The organism is Actinomyces mediterranea, assembly GCF_900155595.1.
Classification (GTDB): domain Bacteria; phylum Actinomycetota; class Actinomycetes; order Actinomycetales; family Actinomycetaceae; genus Pauljensenia; species Pauljensenia mediterranea.
Genome location: NZ_FTPB01000004.1, coordinates 1,043,422 through 1,060,205 on the forward strand (window position 1 = coordinate 1,043,422; position 16,784 = coordinate 1,060,205).

15 protein-coding genes and 2 tRNA genes are annotated in these 16,784 nt (G+C 61.5%); 6 read left to right on the forward strand and 11 right to left on the reverse strand.

Annotated features, from left to right (window positions below):
- Positions 1 to 97: 97 nt before the first annotated feature.
- The 11 genes from BQ7471_RS08755 to dnaA form a co-directional block, all read right to left on the reverse strand.
- Positions 98 to 1,774 carry a hypothetical protein gene (locus BQ7471_RS08755; protein WP_076465621.1) on the reverse strand — a complete coding sequence of 559 codons (1,677 nt, stop codon included), beginning with the start codon at positions 1,772 to 1,774 and terminating at the stop codon, positions 98 to 100.
- Between the two features lie 247 nt (positions 1,775 to 2,021).
- Positions 2,022 to 2,097: transfer RNA gene (locus BQ7471_RS08760), tRNA-Ala, on the reverse strand.
- 11 nt (positions 2,098 to 2,108) lie between these two features.
- Positions 2,109 to 2,246 (reverse strand): DLW-39 family protein, encoded by a 138-nt coding sequence (locus BQ7471_RS11430; RefSeq protein WP_162841042.1) that lies wholly within the window; start codon positions 2,244 to 2,246, stop codon positions 2,109 to 2,111.
- A gap of 31 nt (positions 2,247 to 2,277) precedes the next feature.
- Positions 2,278 to 2,354: transfer RNA gene (locus tag BQ7471_RS08765), tRNA-Ile, on the reverse strand.
- Between the two features lie 105 nt (positions 2,355 to 2,459).
- Positions 2,460 to 2,855, reverse strand: a complete 396-nt coding sequence (locus BQ7471_RS08770) for a DUF3566 domain-containing protein (protein ID WP_076465622.1) — start codon at positions 2,853 to 2,855, stop codon at positions 2,460 to 2,462.
- Positions 2,852 to 5,461 (reverse strand): DNA gyrase subunit A, encoded by a 2,610-nt coding sequence (gyrA, locus tag BQ7471_RS08775; RefSeq protein WP_076465624.1) that lies wholly within the window; start codon positions 5,459 to 5,461, stop codon positions 2,852 to 2,854. The genes BQ7471_RS08770 and gyrA overlap by 4 nt, the downstream gene beginning before the upstream one ends.
- Before the next feature lie 53 nt (positions 5,462 to 5,514).
- Positions 5,515 to 7,542: a DNA topoisomerase (ATP-hydrolyzing) subunit B gene (gene gyrB, locus BQ7471_RS08780; protein ID WP_076465626.1), complete on the reverse strand. Its 2,028-nt coding sequence runs from the start codon at positions 7,540 to 7,542 to the stop codon at positions 5,515 to 5,517.
- Between the two features lie 183 nt (positions 7,543 to 7,725).
- Complete coding sequence (locus tag BQ7471_RS08785) at positions 7,726 to 8,412, reverse strand: DciA family protein (RefSeq protein WP_076465627.1); 687 nt, start codon at positions 8,410 to 8,412, stop codon at positions 7,726 to 7,728.
- Positions 8,409 to 9,593, reverse strand: a complete 1,185-nt coding sequence (recF, locus tag BQ7471_RS08790; protein WP_076465629.1) for a DNA replication/repair protein RecF — start codon at positions 9,591 to 9,593, stop codon at positions 8,409 to 8,411. Before recF ends, BQ7471_RS08785 begins: the two co-directional genes overlap by 4 nt.
- A gap of 3 nt (positions 9,594 to 9,596) precedes the next feature.
- Entirely contained in the window at positions 9,597 to 10,733 is a 1,137-nt protein-coding gene (gene dnaN / locus BQ7471_RS08795; RefSeq protein ID WP_076465630.1) for a DNA polymerase III subunit beta, read from the reverse strand.
- Positions 10,734 to 11,114: 381 nt separating this feature from the next.
- A complete protein-coding gene (gene dnaA / locus BQ7471_RS08800; RefSeq protein WP_076465632.1) occupies positions 11,115 to 12,587 on the reverse strand; it encodes a chromosomal replication initiator protein DnaA in 1,473 nt (490 codons plus the stop codon).
- 454 nt (positions 12,588 to 13,041) lie between these two features.
- Between dnaA and rpmH the strand changes: the two genes are divergently transcribed.
- The 6 genes from rpmH to rsmG all read left to right on the forward strand — a co-directional run bounded on the left by rpmH (position 13,042) and on the right by rsmG (position 16,641).
- On the forward strand, positions 13,042 to 13,182 hold the full coding sequence (rpmH, locus tag BQ7471_RS08805; RefSeq protein WP_235821286.1) for a 50S ribosomal protein L34: 141 nt from the start codon (positions 13,042 to 13,044) through the stop codon (positions 13,180 to 13,182).
- A 10-nt stretch (positions 13,183 to 13,192) separates the two neighbouring features.
- Positions 13,193 to 13,546, forward strand: coding sequence for a ribonuclease P protein component (rnpA, locus tag BQ7471_RS08810; protein ID WP_076465635.1), 354 nt, complete (start codon positions 13,193 to 13,195; stop codon positions 13,544 to 13,546).
- Positions 13,543 to 13,959, forward strand: coding sequence for a membrane protein insertion efficiency factor YidD (yidD, locus tag BQ7471_RS08815; RefSeq protein ID WP_076466325.1), 417 nt, complete (start codon positions 13,543 to 13,545; stop codon positions 13,957 to 13,959). Before rnpA ends, yidD begins: the two co-directional genes overlap by 4 nt.
- A gap of 10 nt (positions 13,960 to 13,969) precedes the next feature.
- Entirely contained in the window at positions 13,970 to 15,322 is a 1,353-nt protein-coding gene (gene yidC / locus BQ7471_RS08820; protein WP_076465637.1) for a membrane protein insertase YidC, read from the forward strand.
- 51 nt (positions 15,323 to 15,373) lie between these two features.
- Positions 15,374 to 15,907, forward strand: a complete 534-nt coding sequence (locus BQ7471_RS08825) for a Jag family protein (protein WP_076465638.1) — start codon at positions 15,374 to 15,376, stop codon at positions 15,905 to 15,907.
- Between the two features lie 71 nt (positions 15,908 to 15,978).
- Positions 15,979 to 16,641: a 16S rRNA (guanine(527)-N(7))-methyltransferase RsmG gene (gene rsmG, locus BQ7471_RS08830; RefSeq protein ID WP_076466327.1), complete on the forward strand. Its 663-nt coding sequence runs from the start codon at positions 15,979 to 15,981 to the stop codon at positions 16,639 to 16,641.
- The last annotated feature ends 143 nt before the right edge of the window (positions 16,642 to 16,784 follow it).

Sequence of the window (16,784 nt, forward strand, 5' to 3'; positions counted from 1 at the left end):
TGATAGAGGCAACGCTCGTTGGGAAGGATCACTGTCATGAGTCGGAGGAAATATCCGGAGGAGTTGCACACGTCGTTCAAACGCGCCGCGTTTGACTTCAGGACTCGAGGATACTGCTCGACCGACCGGCTGCTTCGATTACTTCTTGTACTTCTTGGCCAGACTCTGCGTCGGATACGCCCCCTCGTAGGACAGCGGCCAAGTTATCGACATCCTCGCTGGCGGCAGCGCTAGGGAACACCCAGTGCAGATCGCTGTCTCCTATCGACACTTTAATAGTGGGGTGTTCGCAGGTTTCCCCAGATGAAGAAACACGCACAAGACACACCTCATCGAGAGAGTAGATTAAGCGAAATATACCTTGGTTCAGCAGATATCTCGGATTCTCAATGAGGATTCGCCGATCCGTCACCGCTACGAAGAGGCTAGGTGCGAGTCTCTCAGCAACAGCACCGATCCTTCCCGACACGAGCGCATCCCAGGTTGCATCCACACGTCGAGAAAGAAGCCCCGGCACGATTCCCGTGAAGTTGTGAACTCCCACCTCGTATGGGAAAGCAAGGGTGCGAAGTGTCTCGCCATCTTCGAGACGCCACCGAAGGATGCCCAGGTACGGTTCAAAGTTAAGCCCCTCGGGTGCGCATACGACGTCTGGAGTTGCCGGTTGAGACTTCTGTTCGTGCTCCGGCAGTAGTGTTTCGAATCCGGCGAGCAGTTGAGTACACATCTCTTTGGCCACACGACCTTCCCTCTTGCTTCTCCCTTGCCATAGAGCGCTCGGTTGGCGTAGGTTCAGCATGATGTTCAGTTCCTGCACGAGGGGCTTTGCGACGGCACGGACCTCTTCAAGAGCTTCCTTGATCTCCTTCGGAGAGTTCATACGGATGTCATTGAAGGTTCGTTCTTCAGCCGGATCAGTCAGTCCTCGGACTCGAGATCTCTCAGCTCGCAGCGCCTCGTAGGTCATCTGCATCTTCAAGGCCTTGAGTAGGGCCGTCGTATCGATATAGATTTCTTGGGCCCTCTGCACAATGTACTTGCGCTGATCAGAGGATCCAGCCTTTTTCAGCTGAGTCGAATGCTCGACAACCTTGCCACGATACAATTCAAATTGTTTACGAATCAGCGGAGCGCTCGGGGCGATCATCTCCCAGATTGTCTCCGTCACCGCACCTATTCTCCGAGCTTGGTTGAAAGCACTGTCAACGCTCTTAGTGAGACCTTTAAGTTCCGCCAGTTGCTCACTTCGGATCTTTTCGAGGACTTCAGTGGTCGCGGCAATGTTCTTCTCCAGCAGATTCGAAATTTCCGTCATCTGCATCTGCATCCCGATCATCGCAACGGCCGGGCCGAGTGCCGCAATAACCGCCCCCGTAGAAACCGTTGCAGGAATGAAGCGCGCCTGTGCGACGAGCTTTCCGTCTTGGAAGATTGCTCCGAGGTGCTTTCCGTCCTTAACGGCCATCTGCGCCCCGGATCTCAGTAATTTGGCACTTTCAGCGGAAAGTCTGTAGAGGTCCTTACTCTCAGCGAGGACATTTGCTGCGTTGCCCGCAATCGTCGCGAGGTTACCAGTCGCGGTCACACCCTCCACAAGACGACCTCGTGTCTCGGGTGAGACCTCTTCGTATCCGAGGAACCGTGGGCTAGTCAATCCACCTTCGAAGACCGCGAGCAGGTAGGGCTCCACTTCGAGAAGTGTCAACTCAGCATCGGCAACATTATCGTCCTGCGGAAGAACATGAAAGACTTCATCACCTTTATCGCCTGGCACTCGCCATCACTCTCCTTGGTCAGTAACCAATTCCTGCTCGGAAGACTACATCCTGCATGTAGCGTTTGTGTTCTCAGCGGATGCGGGGATATACGGCAGAAACACCGTGCGCTTGAGAGACAACCAGATGGTAGGACGCCGTCTTCGGCAGAGAACCTCGTCCTCCACCACTTGACCGCCTAGCAATGGCCAGTCCCGCTCCCACCTGCAACAAAACCCGAGCGCCCATCAATGATCACTCGGGTGGTGGTGGAGCTAACGGGACTCGAACCCGTAACCCCCTGCTTGCAAAGCAGGTGCGCTACCAATTGCGCCATAGCCCCTGGGGAAGGTCTCAGCCCTCGGCGGGTGCGTCCGTGACGGACCTCCACAGTTCAGCATTATCGGAAAGGTCTTCCATCACTTGGCGAATGACAAAACCCGCAACAACGGCAGCGCCAACGGCGACCAGTGCTGTCATCCATTTCTTCATGTGTCGACCTCCGCTTCTCGCTCACTGCGGATGGTGGGCCTAGGTGGACTCGAACCACCGACCTCAGTCTTATCAGGACTGCGCTCTAACCTACTGAGCTATAGGCCCATGATGACCCCGAAGGATACCGAATTATCGTACACAGACAACCTAACATCGACCAAATTGTTCGGCGTGACGTGCCGCACGCCAAACAAACAGTAGCTGATCAGGTCATTCGTCCATCAATGAGACTTTGATGCCGCCGACGAGAGAGGCGACGAGATTATAAAGCATCGCACCCAGAGTGGCCGTCGCAGTCATGAGGATGACATTCGCGACTGCGGCGATCGTCGCATAGGACAACACCTTCGGCAGGCGCACATAGTCGAGCAGCGACAAGAACCGCTCCGCGCCGATCGTGGTGAGGAACTCCTCGATCTTGGAGAAGACGTGCATCCCGTCGACCATGAACCACAGGACGGCCGTCCCCACGACCATCGCAATGCCCAATGCGACAGACAGCAGGAAACCCACCTTCATCACAGTCCACGCATCGATGCGGGCAATCGCAAGATCCACCCTGCGCGGCGCATCCGTCGACGAGTAGACGCTCGTGTGGTCGCTCATTCGTCGCTACCTTCCTCGTTGACATCCACCTCAGACGCTACAGCCTCAGCCCCGGTTTCGTCACCATTCGCTTCGGCAGCGCCGTTAAGAGTCCCCTCCAATGCGTCGGAATCCTCGTCCTCGTCGCGCTCGGAGTTGCGGGTGATCGCAATGATGCGGTCGTCCTCATCCGGGCGAGCGAAGATGACACCCATCGTGTTGCGGCCGGTCGGGCGGACATCGGAGGCGCACACCTGGACGAGTTTGCCGGATTCGGTGATCACCATGACATCCTCGTCCGCTCCGACGACGAGGGCGCCGACGAGGCCGCCGCGCTCATCGACGAGCTTGCCGACGCGCACGCCCACGGTAGCGCGCCCCTTCGTCGGATACTCCTCGACCGGAGTGCGCTTCGCATACCCCGACTCGGTGACGATCAAAAGGTCGGCGCCCTCGCGTGCGACCTCCATGGACAGCAATTCGTCGCCGTCGCGCAATTTGATGCCGCGCACGCCCGACGCGGATCGGCCCATCGGCCGCAATTGCTCATCGGTGGCGGAGAAACGGACCGCCTGTCCGTCGCGCGACACGAGGATCAGATCGTCGTCGGCGGTGATGACCTGCGCGGAGACAAGCTCGTCAGCGTTTCCGGCCTCGTCCTCACGCAGATTGACGGCGATGATGCCGCCGGTACGCGCCGACTCGTAGAGCCCCAGCGACGTCTTCTTCACCAGGCCCGCCTTCGTGGCGAGGACGAGGTAGTCGGAAACCCCGTAGTCGGGGATCGCCAGCACCTGCTTGATGCGCTCCTCGGACTGGAAGGCCAGCAGATTCGCCACATGCTGGCCCTTCGCATCGCGACCGCCCTCGGGGATCTCATAGCCCTTGGCGCGGTAGACGCGACCGAAATTCGTGAAGAACAGCAGCCAATGGTGAGTGGTCGTCACGAAGAAATGCTCGACGACGTCATCGCCGCGCAACTGGGTTCCGCGCACGCCCTTGCCGCCGCGCCTCTGCGAACGGTAGTTGTCCGTGCGGGTGCGCTTGGCGAAGCCGTCGCGGGTGATCGTAATGACGACATCCTCTTCAGGGATGAGGTCCTCATCATTCATCTCCCCATTGAAGGGCAGGATGCTCGTGCGACGGTCGTCGCCGTACTTCGCGACGATCTCGGCGAGCTCCTCGGAAATGATGGTCCGCTGGCGCGCAGGAGTATCGAGGATGTCCTGCAAGTCGATGACGCGGGCTGTCAGCTCCGCGTGCTCGTCCATGATCTTCTGACGCTCCAGGGCGGCCAGGCGGCGCAGTTGGAGGGCGAGGATCGCATCGGCTTGGACTTCGTCGACGTCGAGCAGGCTCATGAGCCCGGTGCGCGCCTCGTCCGCAGTCGCCGAACGGCGGATGAGGGCGATCACCTCGTCGAGGGCGTCGAGGGCCTTGAGGTAACCCTCGAGGATGTGCAGACGGTCCTTCGCCTTGCGCAACCTGAAGCGAGTACGGCGCACAATGACCAAGATCTGGTGCTTGACCCAGTGTCGGACGAAACCGTCGATGCTGAGGGTCCGCGGCACCCCGTCGACGAGGGCGAGCATATTCGCCGAGAAGTTCTCCTGCAGGCTCGTGCGCTTGTAAAGGTTGTTGAGGACGACCTTGGCGATGGCGTCGCGCTTGAGGACAATGACGAGACGCTGACCGGTGCGCCCCGATGTCTCATCGCGGATGTCGGCGATGCCCTGGATGTGCCCGTCGCGCACCAGCTGGGCGATCTTATCGGCAAGGTTGTCGGGGTTGACCTGGTAGGGCAATTCGGTGACGACGAGGCACTGGCGGCCCTGGATCTCCTCCACATTGACGACGGCGCGCTGCGTGATGGAGCCGCGCCCGGTACGGTAGGCGTCTTCAATGCCCTTGCGCCCCAGGATGGTGGCGCCCGTCGGGAAGTCGGGGCCGGGAATGATTGTGAGGAGCGCTTCGAGCATCTCCTCGCGGCTCGCATCGGGGTGGTCGAGCGCCCACTGGACGCCCTGGGCGACTTCGCGCAGATTGTGCGGGGGGATGCGGGTCGCCATGCCGACCGCGATGCCCTCCGAGCCGTTGACGAGCAGGTTGGGGAAGCGCGACGGCAAGATCGTCGGCTCTTGGTTCTTGCCGTCGTAGTTGTCCTGGAAGTCGACGGAGTCCTCGTCAATGTCGCGGACCATTTCCATGGCCAGCGGCGCCATCTTGCACTCCGTATACCGGGGGGCGGCGGGGCCGAGGTTGCCGGGGGTGCCGAAGTTGCCCTGTCCGGCCACCAGCGGGTAGCGCAGCGACCACCATTGGACGAGGCGCGCGAGGGCGTCGTAGATGGCGGCGTCGCCGTGGGGGTGATAGTTGCCCATCACTTCGCCGACGACGCGCGACGACTTCGAGAAGGACGAGGTCGGACGGTAACCGCCGTCGTACATGGCGTACAGGACCCTGCGGTGGACGGGCTTGAGGCCGTCGCGCACGTCGGGCAGTGCGCGCCCGACGATGACGCTCATCGCGTAGTCGAGGTAGGAGCGCTGCATCTCCACCTGGAGGTCAACCTGTTGAATCCGGTCGAAGTCGTGGATCTCTTCGATTCCGGTGGTCTCGTCGCTCACATGTGTCCTTAGGTCGTAGTCGCGTGACGAGGGCGGAGCGCGCCCGGGTCCGATCAGATGTCGAGGAAGCGAACGTCGGAGGCGTTGCGCTGGATGAAGGAGCGGCGCCGGTCGACGTCGTCGCCCATGAGAATGGTGAAGATCTCGTCGGCGTCGGCCGCTTCATCGAGGGTGACCTGCTTGAGGATGCGGTTCGCCGGGTCCATGGTGGTCTCCCACAGCTCATGGTCGTTCATCTCGCCCAGACCCTTGTAGCGTTGGATGCCCCCCTCCTTGGGGAGGCGGCGAGCCGCCGTTTCGCCCGCGGCGAGGAGCTTGTCGCGTTCTTTATCGGAGTAGGCGAACTCGTGGTCGGCATTCGTCCACTTGATCCGGTACAGCGGCGGCATCGCGATGAATGTGTGTCCGCGTTCAATGAGGGGGCGCATATAGCGGAACAGCAGCGTGAGCAGCAGAGTCGCAATATGCTGTCCGTCGACGTCGGCATCCGCCATGATGACGATCTTGCCGTAGCGGAGCTTGTCGATGTCGAAGTCCTCGCCGATGCCGGTGCCGAATGCGGTGATGAGATTGCGTATGGTGTCCGAGGACAGGGCACGATCCAAGCGCGCTTTTTCCACGTTGAGGATCTTGCCGCGGATCGGCATGATCGCCTGGGTCTCGGGGTCGCGCCCGCCGACGGCGGAGCCGCCCGCGGAATCGCCCTCGACGATGAAGATCTCGCATTCGTCGGGGTTGCGCGAGGAGCAGTCGCGCAACTTGCCCGGCATGGATGCCGATTCGAGGACGCCCTTGCGCCTGGTCGCCTCACGTGCCTTGCGGGCTGCGACGCGGGCCGCCTGAGCCTGCTGGCCCTTCGCGATGATGGCCTTCGCGTCTTGCGGGTGGGCGTCGAACCAGTCGGTGAGCTGCGCGTACACCTGCTGGTGGACGAAGGTCTTGGCCTCGGTGTTGCCCAGCTTCGTCTTCGTCTGCCCTTCGAACTGCGGTTCGGTGAGCTTCACGGAGATGACGGCGGTGAGGCCCTCGCGGCAGTCCTCACCCGACAGATTGTCATCCTTGTCCTTGATGATGCCCTTATCACGGCCGTACCGGTTGACGACGGTGGTGAGCGCGGTGCGGAAGCCCTCTTCGTGCATACCGCCCTCAGTCGTGTTGATCGTATTGGCGAAGGTGTGCACCGACGAGGAGTAGGCGGTCGTCCACTGCATCGCGATTTCGAGACTCATCGTGCCCTCGTCGTTCTCGGACTCGAAGTCGATGATCTCAGCGTTGATCGCCTCAATCTTCTTCGCCGAGTCGAGGTATTCGACGTAGTCGCGCAGGCCGTACTCGTACATGTAGGAGACTTGACGGTGACCGGGCATCGGGTCGTCCGCGGTGCCCAGTTCGTCGCCGGTGATCTCGTCGCCGTCATCAATAGCGGTGGGGCGCTCATCGGTGAGCGTGATGCGCAGACCCTTGTTGAGGAAGGCCATCTGCTGGAAGCGCTGGCGCAGCGTCTCGAAGGAGAAATCAACGGTTTCGAAGATATCCGGGTCGGGGTAGAAGGTCTGCGTCGTACCGGTTTGGCTGGTTTCTTCTCCGCGTTCGAGGGGGGTGATGGGCACCCCCCCATTGGCGAAGGACATGCGCCAGGCGTATCCCTGACGACGCACAATCGTATCGACCCTGGTGGACAGGGCATTGACAACGGAGATGCCGACGCCGTGAAGGCCGCCGGACACCGCGTATCCGCCGCCGCCGAACTTGCCGCCGGCGTGCAAGATCGTCATGACGACTTCTACGGTCGGCTTATGCTCGGTGGGGTGCTCGTCAACGGGGATGCCGCGCCCATTGTCAACGACGCGCAGGCCGCCGTCGGCGAGGATCGTCACTTCGATATGGTCGGCGTATCCGGCCAGTGCCTCGTCGACGGAATTGTCGACGACCTCGTAGACGAGGTGGTGCAGGCCCCTCTCCCCAGTGGATCCGATGTACATGCCCGGACGCTTACGGACCGCTTCGAGACCTTCGAGGACGGTGATGTCGGAGGCGCCGTAGCCCTCTGCTCCGTCAGCGGTCTTGTCAATGTCAGCCACGCGGCTCCCCTCACTGAGCCGGGTGGCACCCACCCGGCGATTAACCGTGCCAATTCTACCAAAAACGGCATGTGGGAACTGTTCGCCCAGTCATCTCACACTTCGTCGATATCAGCGATGATCTGGGAAAACAAGAGTGTGATCAGTGCCACTGAAAGCGGTTTCCGGTTGTTGCAGTATGGTTCAGGCGTAGGTGTCACGCGGCCCGCGCCCTGGAACCGACAGCGGCCCCTTCCTCCACGAGGGGGCGACGGGACCCCTGATGATCACCTGCGTCACCACGCCCGCGCCGACTTCTTCATCGATGCGCCGCTCAATCGTCGCGAGCAGCAGATGCAGTTGCTTCGCCCACGCCGTCGACGAGCATCTGACGATGAGCTTGTGCTCCTCGAAGGTCTCGACCTCGCAATGCTGGGCGACCGTATCGCCGACGATTTGCGGCCACTTCGCCATGATGGAGCCCATCTTCGTCGGTGTATCCCACTGATTGCGGTGGATCATCCGGCTCAGCACCGTATCGATGCGTCCGGCGCTGCGGTACTTGAGTCGCATCGGCGCCAGCCCCGGAGATTTCGCCCACTTGGCTCCCGCCCGGATGGCGGCCCGTTGCAGGGCTGTCAAGTTCCCATCCTCGTCGCCCTCGATCGGCGACAGCGGCCCCTCCCTGTCTATCTGTGTGGGAGCCGACAGATCGACGGCCGCACTCTCACTCGTCCCGACCATCGACCCCAGGCCCGGGTGGGTCTCCTCAAGGCCCCAACTGGGCGGAGCCGACCGGATGTATCCCTTCGCGCGGGCATGGAGCTGAGCTCTGATCAGCGCGGATGCACAATAGTCTTCGAGTTGCGATTCGTCTCTGAGCCCATTCATGATGCCCGGGACCCTTCCGCCTCGTCGAAATCGACGCGAATGACATGCCCGCCGAGGTCGGATGGAACATCATCAGCGACGGCAGCGGTGATGATCACCTGATCCGCGTCGCCCACCCGCTTGGCCAATCCCCTCCTGCGCGCGGAATCAAGTTCGGCGAAAACATCATCGAGGATGAGGATCGGCGTATCACCACTGTCACGCAGCACGTCGAACGCCGCCAGGCGAAGCGCGAGAGCCGTCGACCAGGACTCCCCGTGGGAGGCGAAGCCCTTGACCGGCATGCGCCCCAAAGTGAGTGCGAGGTCGTCGCGGTGCGCGCCGACGAGGTTGATCCCCCTCTCAATCTCTGAATCGCGCACCCTCTCAAGGGCGGCGCGCAACCTCGGAGCCTGTGCGTCACGATCCTCGAGGTCCGCGCTCGACGGATCGTCGGGATTCGTGCCGATCGTGCGGTCGACGCTCGCATCGAAGGAAAGGCCGAGTCGGCGGGGGGAATCCGCCACCTCGTCATAGGCGACACGGGCCGGCCCCTCCACAAGGCGCACTGCCTCGCAGCGGGCGGCGGTGACGCGGGCGGACAATTCGGCGAATTGGTCGTCCCACACGTCCAAGGTCGACAAGTCCGGGGTGAAGCCCCGCCGCAGTGCGACCTGAGCATTCTTGATGACCGCCGCCCTTTGACGGGCGACCCGATCGAAATCCGATTTCACCTGCGCGTGCACGGGATGCAATTGGATCGCGAGATCGTCCAGGAACGCCCTGCGCACTGAGGGATCTCCCCGAACCAGTGAGAGGTCTTCAGGGGCAAAGACGACGGTACGCACCAGACCGAGGATCTCACGGGGGCGTACCTGGGCCCGATTGATGCGGGCGCGATTCGCCCGGCCCTTAACGACCTCCAATTCGATAACCTGCTCGCGGTCCTCGTCGCGCACTGTCCTCACCCGGATGAAGGCGCCGTGCGGCGCCTGCTCGCCCTCGTTAGCGGGGATGCGAACGAGAGCCGACTCGGCTGCGACCCTGTGGGAGGAGAAGGTCGCGAGGTAGGCGATCGCTTCGACGAAATTCGTCTTCCCCTGACCATTCGCTCCCAACAGTACCGTTGGCCCCGGCGGCAATTCGACGACGGCATGCCTCCAGGAGCGGAAGTCATCGAGGGCGACGTGCGAGACGCGCACGGATCACACGCCGAAGCGAATCGGCATCAGCAGGTAGCGGAAGTCCGTGATCTCGCCCTCGTCGATCTTCTTCTGACCCGTGAGCACAGCGGGCTTATTCGGATGGGTGAATCCGAAGCGTACGTACTCCGTGTCGAGGACGGACAGGCCGTCGAGCAGGAACTGGGGATTGAACGCAGTCGAGATGTCCTCCCCGTACAGCTGGACTTCCACGGCCTCCGACGCCTGCGCATTATCGCCCTGACCCGCTTCGAGGACGAGCTGGCCCTCGGAGAAAGCGAGGCGAACCGAGGTCTTGCGCTCGGCGACGAGAGAGACTCGCTTGACGGCCTCAAGCAGAGTGGCGCGTTCGCACACGGCCTGGATCGGTGTGGATTCGGGGAAGAGCCGACGCACTGGCGGGTAGTCGCCATCCATGAGAGTCGAGGTCGTGCGGCGCCCCTGAACGGAGAAGCCGATGAGCGAGGACGCGCCGGGCACGGACTCCGTTGACATTCCGATCTCAATGGCTCCGCCGGAGGTCATCGATTTAGCGACGTCTTGAATGATGCGGGCCTTGACCAGGCACACTGATTCGACAGATGTCTGAGAGGGCTCCCAGACGAGTTCACGCATGGCGAGGCGGTAGCGGTCCGTCGCCAGCAGTGTCATGCGCTCGCCGTCGATCTCAATGCGCACACCCGTCAGCAGCGGCAGTGAGTCGTCGCGCGACGAGGCGATCGACACTTGAGAAACCGCCTGACTGAAGACTTGGGCGTCGACAGCGCCGGCGACCTCGGGTTGAGCGGGCAGGAGCGGATACTCGTCGAGTGGCATCACCGCGAGATTGAAGGTCGACGATCCGCAGGTGAGGTTGAGCTTTTGTCCGTCGAGTTCGAGGGTGACGGGCCGGTTGGGCAGAGCCTTGGCGATATCGGCAAGAAGGCGCCCTGAGACGAGGACCTCACCGCTCTCCTCCACTTGCACGGCGATTTTCGCATTCGCCGATACCTCGTAGTCGAAGGACGAGAGCACCAGCTCGTCCGCCTCGGCGTGAATGCGCACGCCGGCGAGGATAGGGCTCGCAGGCCTGACAGGAAGTGCTCGTGCAGTCCAAGACACTGCCTCTGCAAGGACGTCGCGGGCGACTGTGAACTTCATGCCGACCTCCGATGGCTCATGACAATACGCCGTCCTACTGTACCCGGACTGAGTCGACGTGCGCACGCATTCGTCGTGGCGATCGACGAGCGGTGATTGACGAGTCGGCGCCTTGGTGGGGATGAGAGGGATTCATGTCATTCGAAATGACATTTCTTCTTCATCATCAGCTGTGTGGACACTGTGGAAAACCAGTGTTCGCGCTGGTCGCAGCCTACGAGGGGCAGTGGATGAGATGGGGGCGAGACTGGGGACGACCCCGATCGGTTGTGAATGACACATTCATGGCGACTCCGCTCTCCACAGTCGCCCGCCGCGTATGCACATGATGGTCGGCGCTGTTCACCCGGGGATCCACATGAGGTGTGGATGAGTGCGGGGTCAGTCGCCGCGGGCCTTCTTCTTGATGCGATTCGTCAACTCGGACACCTGATTGAAGGTTTCGCGCTTCATCTTCATCTGAGCTGTGATCTTCTTATTCGCATGAATGACGGTCGTGTGGTCCCGTTCGAATGCCTGACCGATCTTCGGCAGCGACAAGTCGGTAAGGTCGCGGCACAGGTACATGGCGATCTGACGCGCCTCGACGACCGTGTGGGACCGGTCGGTGGAACACATCTGGTCGATGGTGACGCCGAAGTAGTGCGCGCATTGGCCCATGATGAGCGGCACGGTGATCTCGTTGTCTTCGGGGTCGGAGACGTAGTCCTTGAGCATCATCTCCGCTAGGGCGAGATCAACCCGCTCCTTGGTGAGATTCGCGTAGGCGATGACGCGCACGAGGGCGCCTTCGAGCTCTCGGATATTCGAGGAGATCCGCGACGCGATGTATTCGAAGACTTCCGGCTGGATCTCAATGGCATCTGTTGCGGCTTTCTTCTGAAGGATCGCGATGCGCGTCTCCAAGTCCGGTGGCTGGACATCGACGAGCAGTCCGGAACCGAAGCGTGACTTGAGGCGCTCTTCGAAGCCGTTGAGGTAGTTGGGGTGGACATCGGAGGTGACGACGATCTGCTTATCGGCCTCGTATAGGGCGTTGAAGGTGTGGAAGAAGCCCTCCATCGTCTGTTCCTTGTCCCCGATGAACTGGATGTCGTCGATGAGCAGGACGTCGAGTTCCCTGTAGCGCCTGTGGAATGCTTCCACCTGGGAGTTGTCCACCTTGTTGAGGCGGATCGCATTGATGAACTCGTTGGTGAATTCTTCCGAGTTGACGTAGCGGACCCGCAGTTTGGGATACATGGACAGTGCGTAATGCCCGATCGCGTGGAGCAGGTGGGTCTTGCCGAGCCCGGAATCGCCGTAAATGAACAGGGGGTTGAACGTCGTTCCGGGTGATTCGGCTGCGGCCAGGGCAGCGGCGTGTGCGAAACGGTTCGAGGGTCCGATGACGAAGGTGTCGAAGGTGTATTTCGGGTTCAGGCGCGTCGGAACGGTGTCGCCATTGGTTCCGCCTGCGCCGACACTCGGCGCCGGGGAGCGCGTGGTGTGTGCGGCTGCGGGAAGTGCACCATCATCGGATTCTGCGGCCTTGTCGTTAATGGGCGCAGTTGATGCTTGGGATTCTTCTGCGCCGTCGTTGTCGAGTGGGGGTGCGAGGTCGGGGTCGACTGTGATGGCGAGGCGGATTTGACGGTCGAGGATGTCGGAGAGCACCGCAGTGATATCGGTGGCGGCATGGTTCTCGATCCATGACTTCGTGAAGTCGTTGGATACGCACAGCAGGATGGTTCCCTCGATGTCGCCGAGCGGTTTCGCCGAACGCAGGTAGTTGACGGTGGCGGGGCCCAGGATCTTGATCGAGTCGGATTCCAGTGCCTGTCCCCACGCTTCAGCGAGTGAGTGTGCCTCCACGAGTCATCCTTCGCATCGAGAGGTTGTGATGTCAGTCATCAGATTGAACCACAAGAGTAACTTGTCCAATGTGGAGCCACTGTAGCCGTCTTCAGCCCCATTCACAGGTTGGGGATGAACATGTGGATAAACGTCGATGAATAACATGAATGTAGTTACAACCGTGGCTCCGCACGATTGGGCCGAAAGATGTTTTTCCACAGGCATGTCGATTGAGGCGCTAGTTGTCTGACCTGTGGACGAAACAGTCCACAGAACAATCCACAGGTGTGAATCGGGGGATTTGGTCACATCAACCTCCCTCACATTGACTCGAATCGACGGTCCTTCTACCCTGGTGATCTGTCTGTGCCCGCATGTCGGGCGTGCGGATTCCTGCGCAGAGCACTGCGGTGGAATCTCAATGAAACCAACGATGAGCGGGCACTCCCCGCTCCCGCCGAGGAGAACTGCAGTGACCACTAAGCGGACTTTCCAGCCCAATAACCGTCGTCGCGCCAAGACGCACGGCTTCCGTCTGCGTATGAGCACTCGCGCCGGCCGCGCCATTCTCGCCGCGCGCCGCCGCAAGGGCCGCGCCAAGCTGTCCGCCTGAGACCGCGAAGGTGCTGCCTCGCGCACACCGGATGGTCGACCCTGCGGATTTCCGATCGACGTTCCGCAAAGGGACGCGCGCAGGTGATTCGCTCTTAGTCGTCCATACTCGAACCGACGAGGACCGGGGAAACCGCCTCGTCGGTTTCGTCGTGCCCAAGCGGGAGATTAAAAGCGCTGTGAGGCGCAATCGCGTCAAGCGCAAATTGCGCCACATCATGCGTTCGCGCCTGGACACCATTCCCGAGGGCGGCCGAGTGGTCGTGAGAGCCAACGCCCAGGCCTATGGACGCGATTCACATGAGCTTGCGATCCACCTCGATTCCGCGATGAAGCGGGCGTGGAAGAGGTGGGATTCGCGATGAATCTCATGTCACGCCTCATTCGAGGCGTATTCACCGCGCCGATCCGCCTTTATCAGCGTTTCATTTCACCGATGCTCACACCGAGGTGCCGATATGCGCCGACCTGTTCGAACTACGCTGTCGAAGCCATTGATGTTCACGGGCTCCTCAAGGGTCTCGTACTGGCGGTGTGGCGGCTGCTGAGGTGCAACCCGTGGAGTCTCGGAGGCGTCGACTATGTTCCGAAGAAGGGGCGATGGACGTCCGAGAAGTGGATTCCCCCCGAGGATTGGGCGGGCAACGCCACCGATATCGACTACCCCACCCCGATGGGCATGACACCGGCGTCGACCAACGTCTGTGGAGCCCACCCCCAAGATGTTCCGGCGAACGCCGACAGACCCCAGGACGCGCCCGGCGTCCGCACTTCCTGAAGGAGCGCGCATGTTCGACAAGATCCTTCACCCCTTCGCAGTAGCCGTTGCGTGGATATGGGTGAAGATCCACGATCTCCTCGTGGCACTCGGATTCAGTTCCGGATCCGGCATCGCATGGGTGATCTCGATCATCCTGCTCACCCTCATCGTCCGCATTGCAATCGTTCCGCTGTTCCTGCGACAGATCAAGAGTTCACGCGCCATGCAGGCCGTCCAGCCCGAGATGAAGCGCATTCAGGAGAAGTACAAGGGCAAGAAGGACCAGATCTCCCGTCAGAAGCAGGCAGAGGAGACTCAGGAACTCTACAAGAAGCACAAGGTCAGCCCCTTCGCCTCCTGTCTGCCCCTCCTCGTTCAGATGCCCGTCCTCTTCGCGATGTACCGCGCGATCTACGCGGTCAAAGACCTCGCCGCGGGCACCTACAAGTACGCCGACACCGAGACCGATCACCTCGGTCCGATCACGCAATCCGTGGCATCTGAAATCAACGGGTCCACCGTTTTCGGAGTGCCGCTGTCCCATACGATCACCTCCGGCGACGGGGTCGCCGCAATCGTCATATTCGTCATCCTCATCATCGTCATGGTGACGTTGCAGTTCTTCTCCATGAGGCTGTCAATGACGCGGAATATGCCGCCCTCGCTGGACCCGAATAATCCGATGGTCCAGTCGCAAAAGACGATGCTCTACATGATGCCCGCGATGTTCATCATCTCGGGAGCATTCTTCCAAATGGGCGTCCTCGTCTACATGGTGACGGCGGCGCTGTGGGCATTGGGTCAGTCCTTCTGGACGATCCGCGTCATGCCGACCCCCGGCTCCCCGGCCTACGACGAACTCGTCGAACGCCGCCATGCCAAGTACATCGAATGGGCGAAGCCCTTCTTCGACGCCTACGACGCTAAGCGCGCACAGCTTCCCACCGCCGCCGACGATGCCTCAGTCGTTGAACTCAATGACTCGACATGGCAGGAGGCCTCCAAGCGCGCCAAGGAACTCAAGGTTGCGACCGACTTCCCCGAGGCGATGACCTCGGGAGACAAGGTCTCGATCCTGCGCAATCTCGCCGTTCAAGAGTGGACGACTCTTCCCGACGAGCTGTGGATGCGCGGCGTGCGCCACGCGACTGAGAAGGCGGAGACCCGCAAAGAGGCTCAGGCCAAGCGTGAACAGCACAAGAGGCTGTCGCGCGAGGAGCGGCTCGCTCAGGCCAAGCGCCAGCGTCGACTCGACGCCGAACGTGAGGCCCGCAAGAAGAAGGCGGCCTCCCCCGTCGAAAACCTGTCCGCTGAAGAGCTCGAGCGCCGTCGTCAGGAGCGCCGCAAGGCCCGCCGCCGGCAGAACAAGAAGAAGCGCTGAGTCGGATACGACCGACGCCCCGACCTCGTTCATCACTGTGGAGAAGAGATCATGACCGAAAACCCGAAAGACAAATTGACCCGCCTCGAAGAAGAAGGCGAGATCGCAGCGGATTACCTCGAAGAGCTGCTCGATATCGCCGACCTCGATGGTGATATTGAAATCGACGTCGAGAACGAGCGCGCGAGCGTGGAAATCATTTCCGATGACCCCCGCTCCCTTGAGCGTCTCGTCGGCGAGGACGGGGAAGTGCTCGACGCCCTCCAAGAACTCACGCGCCTTGCCGTCCAGACGGAGACGGGCGACCGCTCCCGGCTCATGCTCGACATCGCAGGGTTCCGCGCCGATCGCAAGGTCGAGCTTCAAGACGTCACGCGCGAGGCGATTGCACGACTGCGCGCAACGGGCGAGCCCCAGAAACTCGAACCGATGAACCCTTTCGAGCGCAAGGTCTGCCACGATGTCGTCGCCGACAACGGCCTCGTCTCGGAGTCTGAGGGCGTTGAACCGCACCGCTGTGTCGTCATCCTCCCCGCTGCCGACGAGGCGGCGGAGGAGTCAAGTGAGCAAGAGGCAGCCGAGTGACGGACCCCGTCGACGACGTCCCGGCGCAGGCGCCGACGGTTATCCGGGGTCCGATCCCGGATGGCGTCGTCGTGCCCGATCCGCTCAGGCGCAAGGCCTTCGAGCCGTTCATCCCCGAAGAGCCGACGCAACAGGTGCGCGAATTCTTCGGTCCCGCTTTCGCTGACGTCCAAGAGTTCGTGCGAATGCTCGAGGACGAGGGCGAAATCCGCGGACTCATCGGTCCACGGGATATGCCGCGGCTGTGGTCCAGGCATGCCGTCAACTCCGCTGCCGTACTCGACTTCCTCCCCCGTTCGGGCCAGGTGCTCGATATCGGGTCGGGCGCTGGCCTGCCGGGCATCATCATTGCGATCTGCCGACCCGACCTCGATGTGCATGTGGCCGAGCCGATGCAGAGGCGCTGCGAGTGGCTGTTCGACGTCGTCGAGCATCTCGACCTCGACAATGTCACGATCCATCAGGCGCGCGCCGAAGAGCTGCGGGGCAAGGGCCGAGCGGATGTCATCACGGCGCGGGCGGTGGCGAATATGTCGAAACTCATCCGCATGACGACCAGACTGATCGCACCCCGGGGTGCGCTGGTCGCCCTTAAGGGCAGGCGCGCTCCGATCGAGGTCGAAGAGGCAGCCCGGGAACTCAAAAGCCACCACCTGCAGGCGCGGATTCATGAGGTCCCCTCGGTGATGGAGGACGAGTCGACGTACGTCGTCGTGTGCACGCGCAAGCGTTGATCGTTGCTTCTCGCCCACTGTGCGGGCATTGTGCTGATCGAATAATGGAAGGCGCCCGGCACGCTTGCGCTTGCCCCGCACTCGGGCGGCGAGCCCGTAGACTGGTCGGGCGATGCCAACGGAAGGTGAGAATGTGAGTGAGG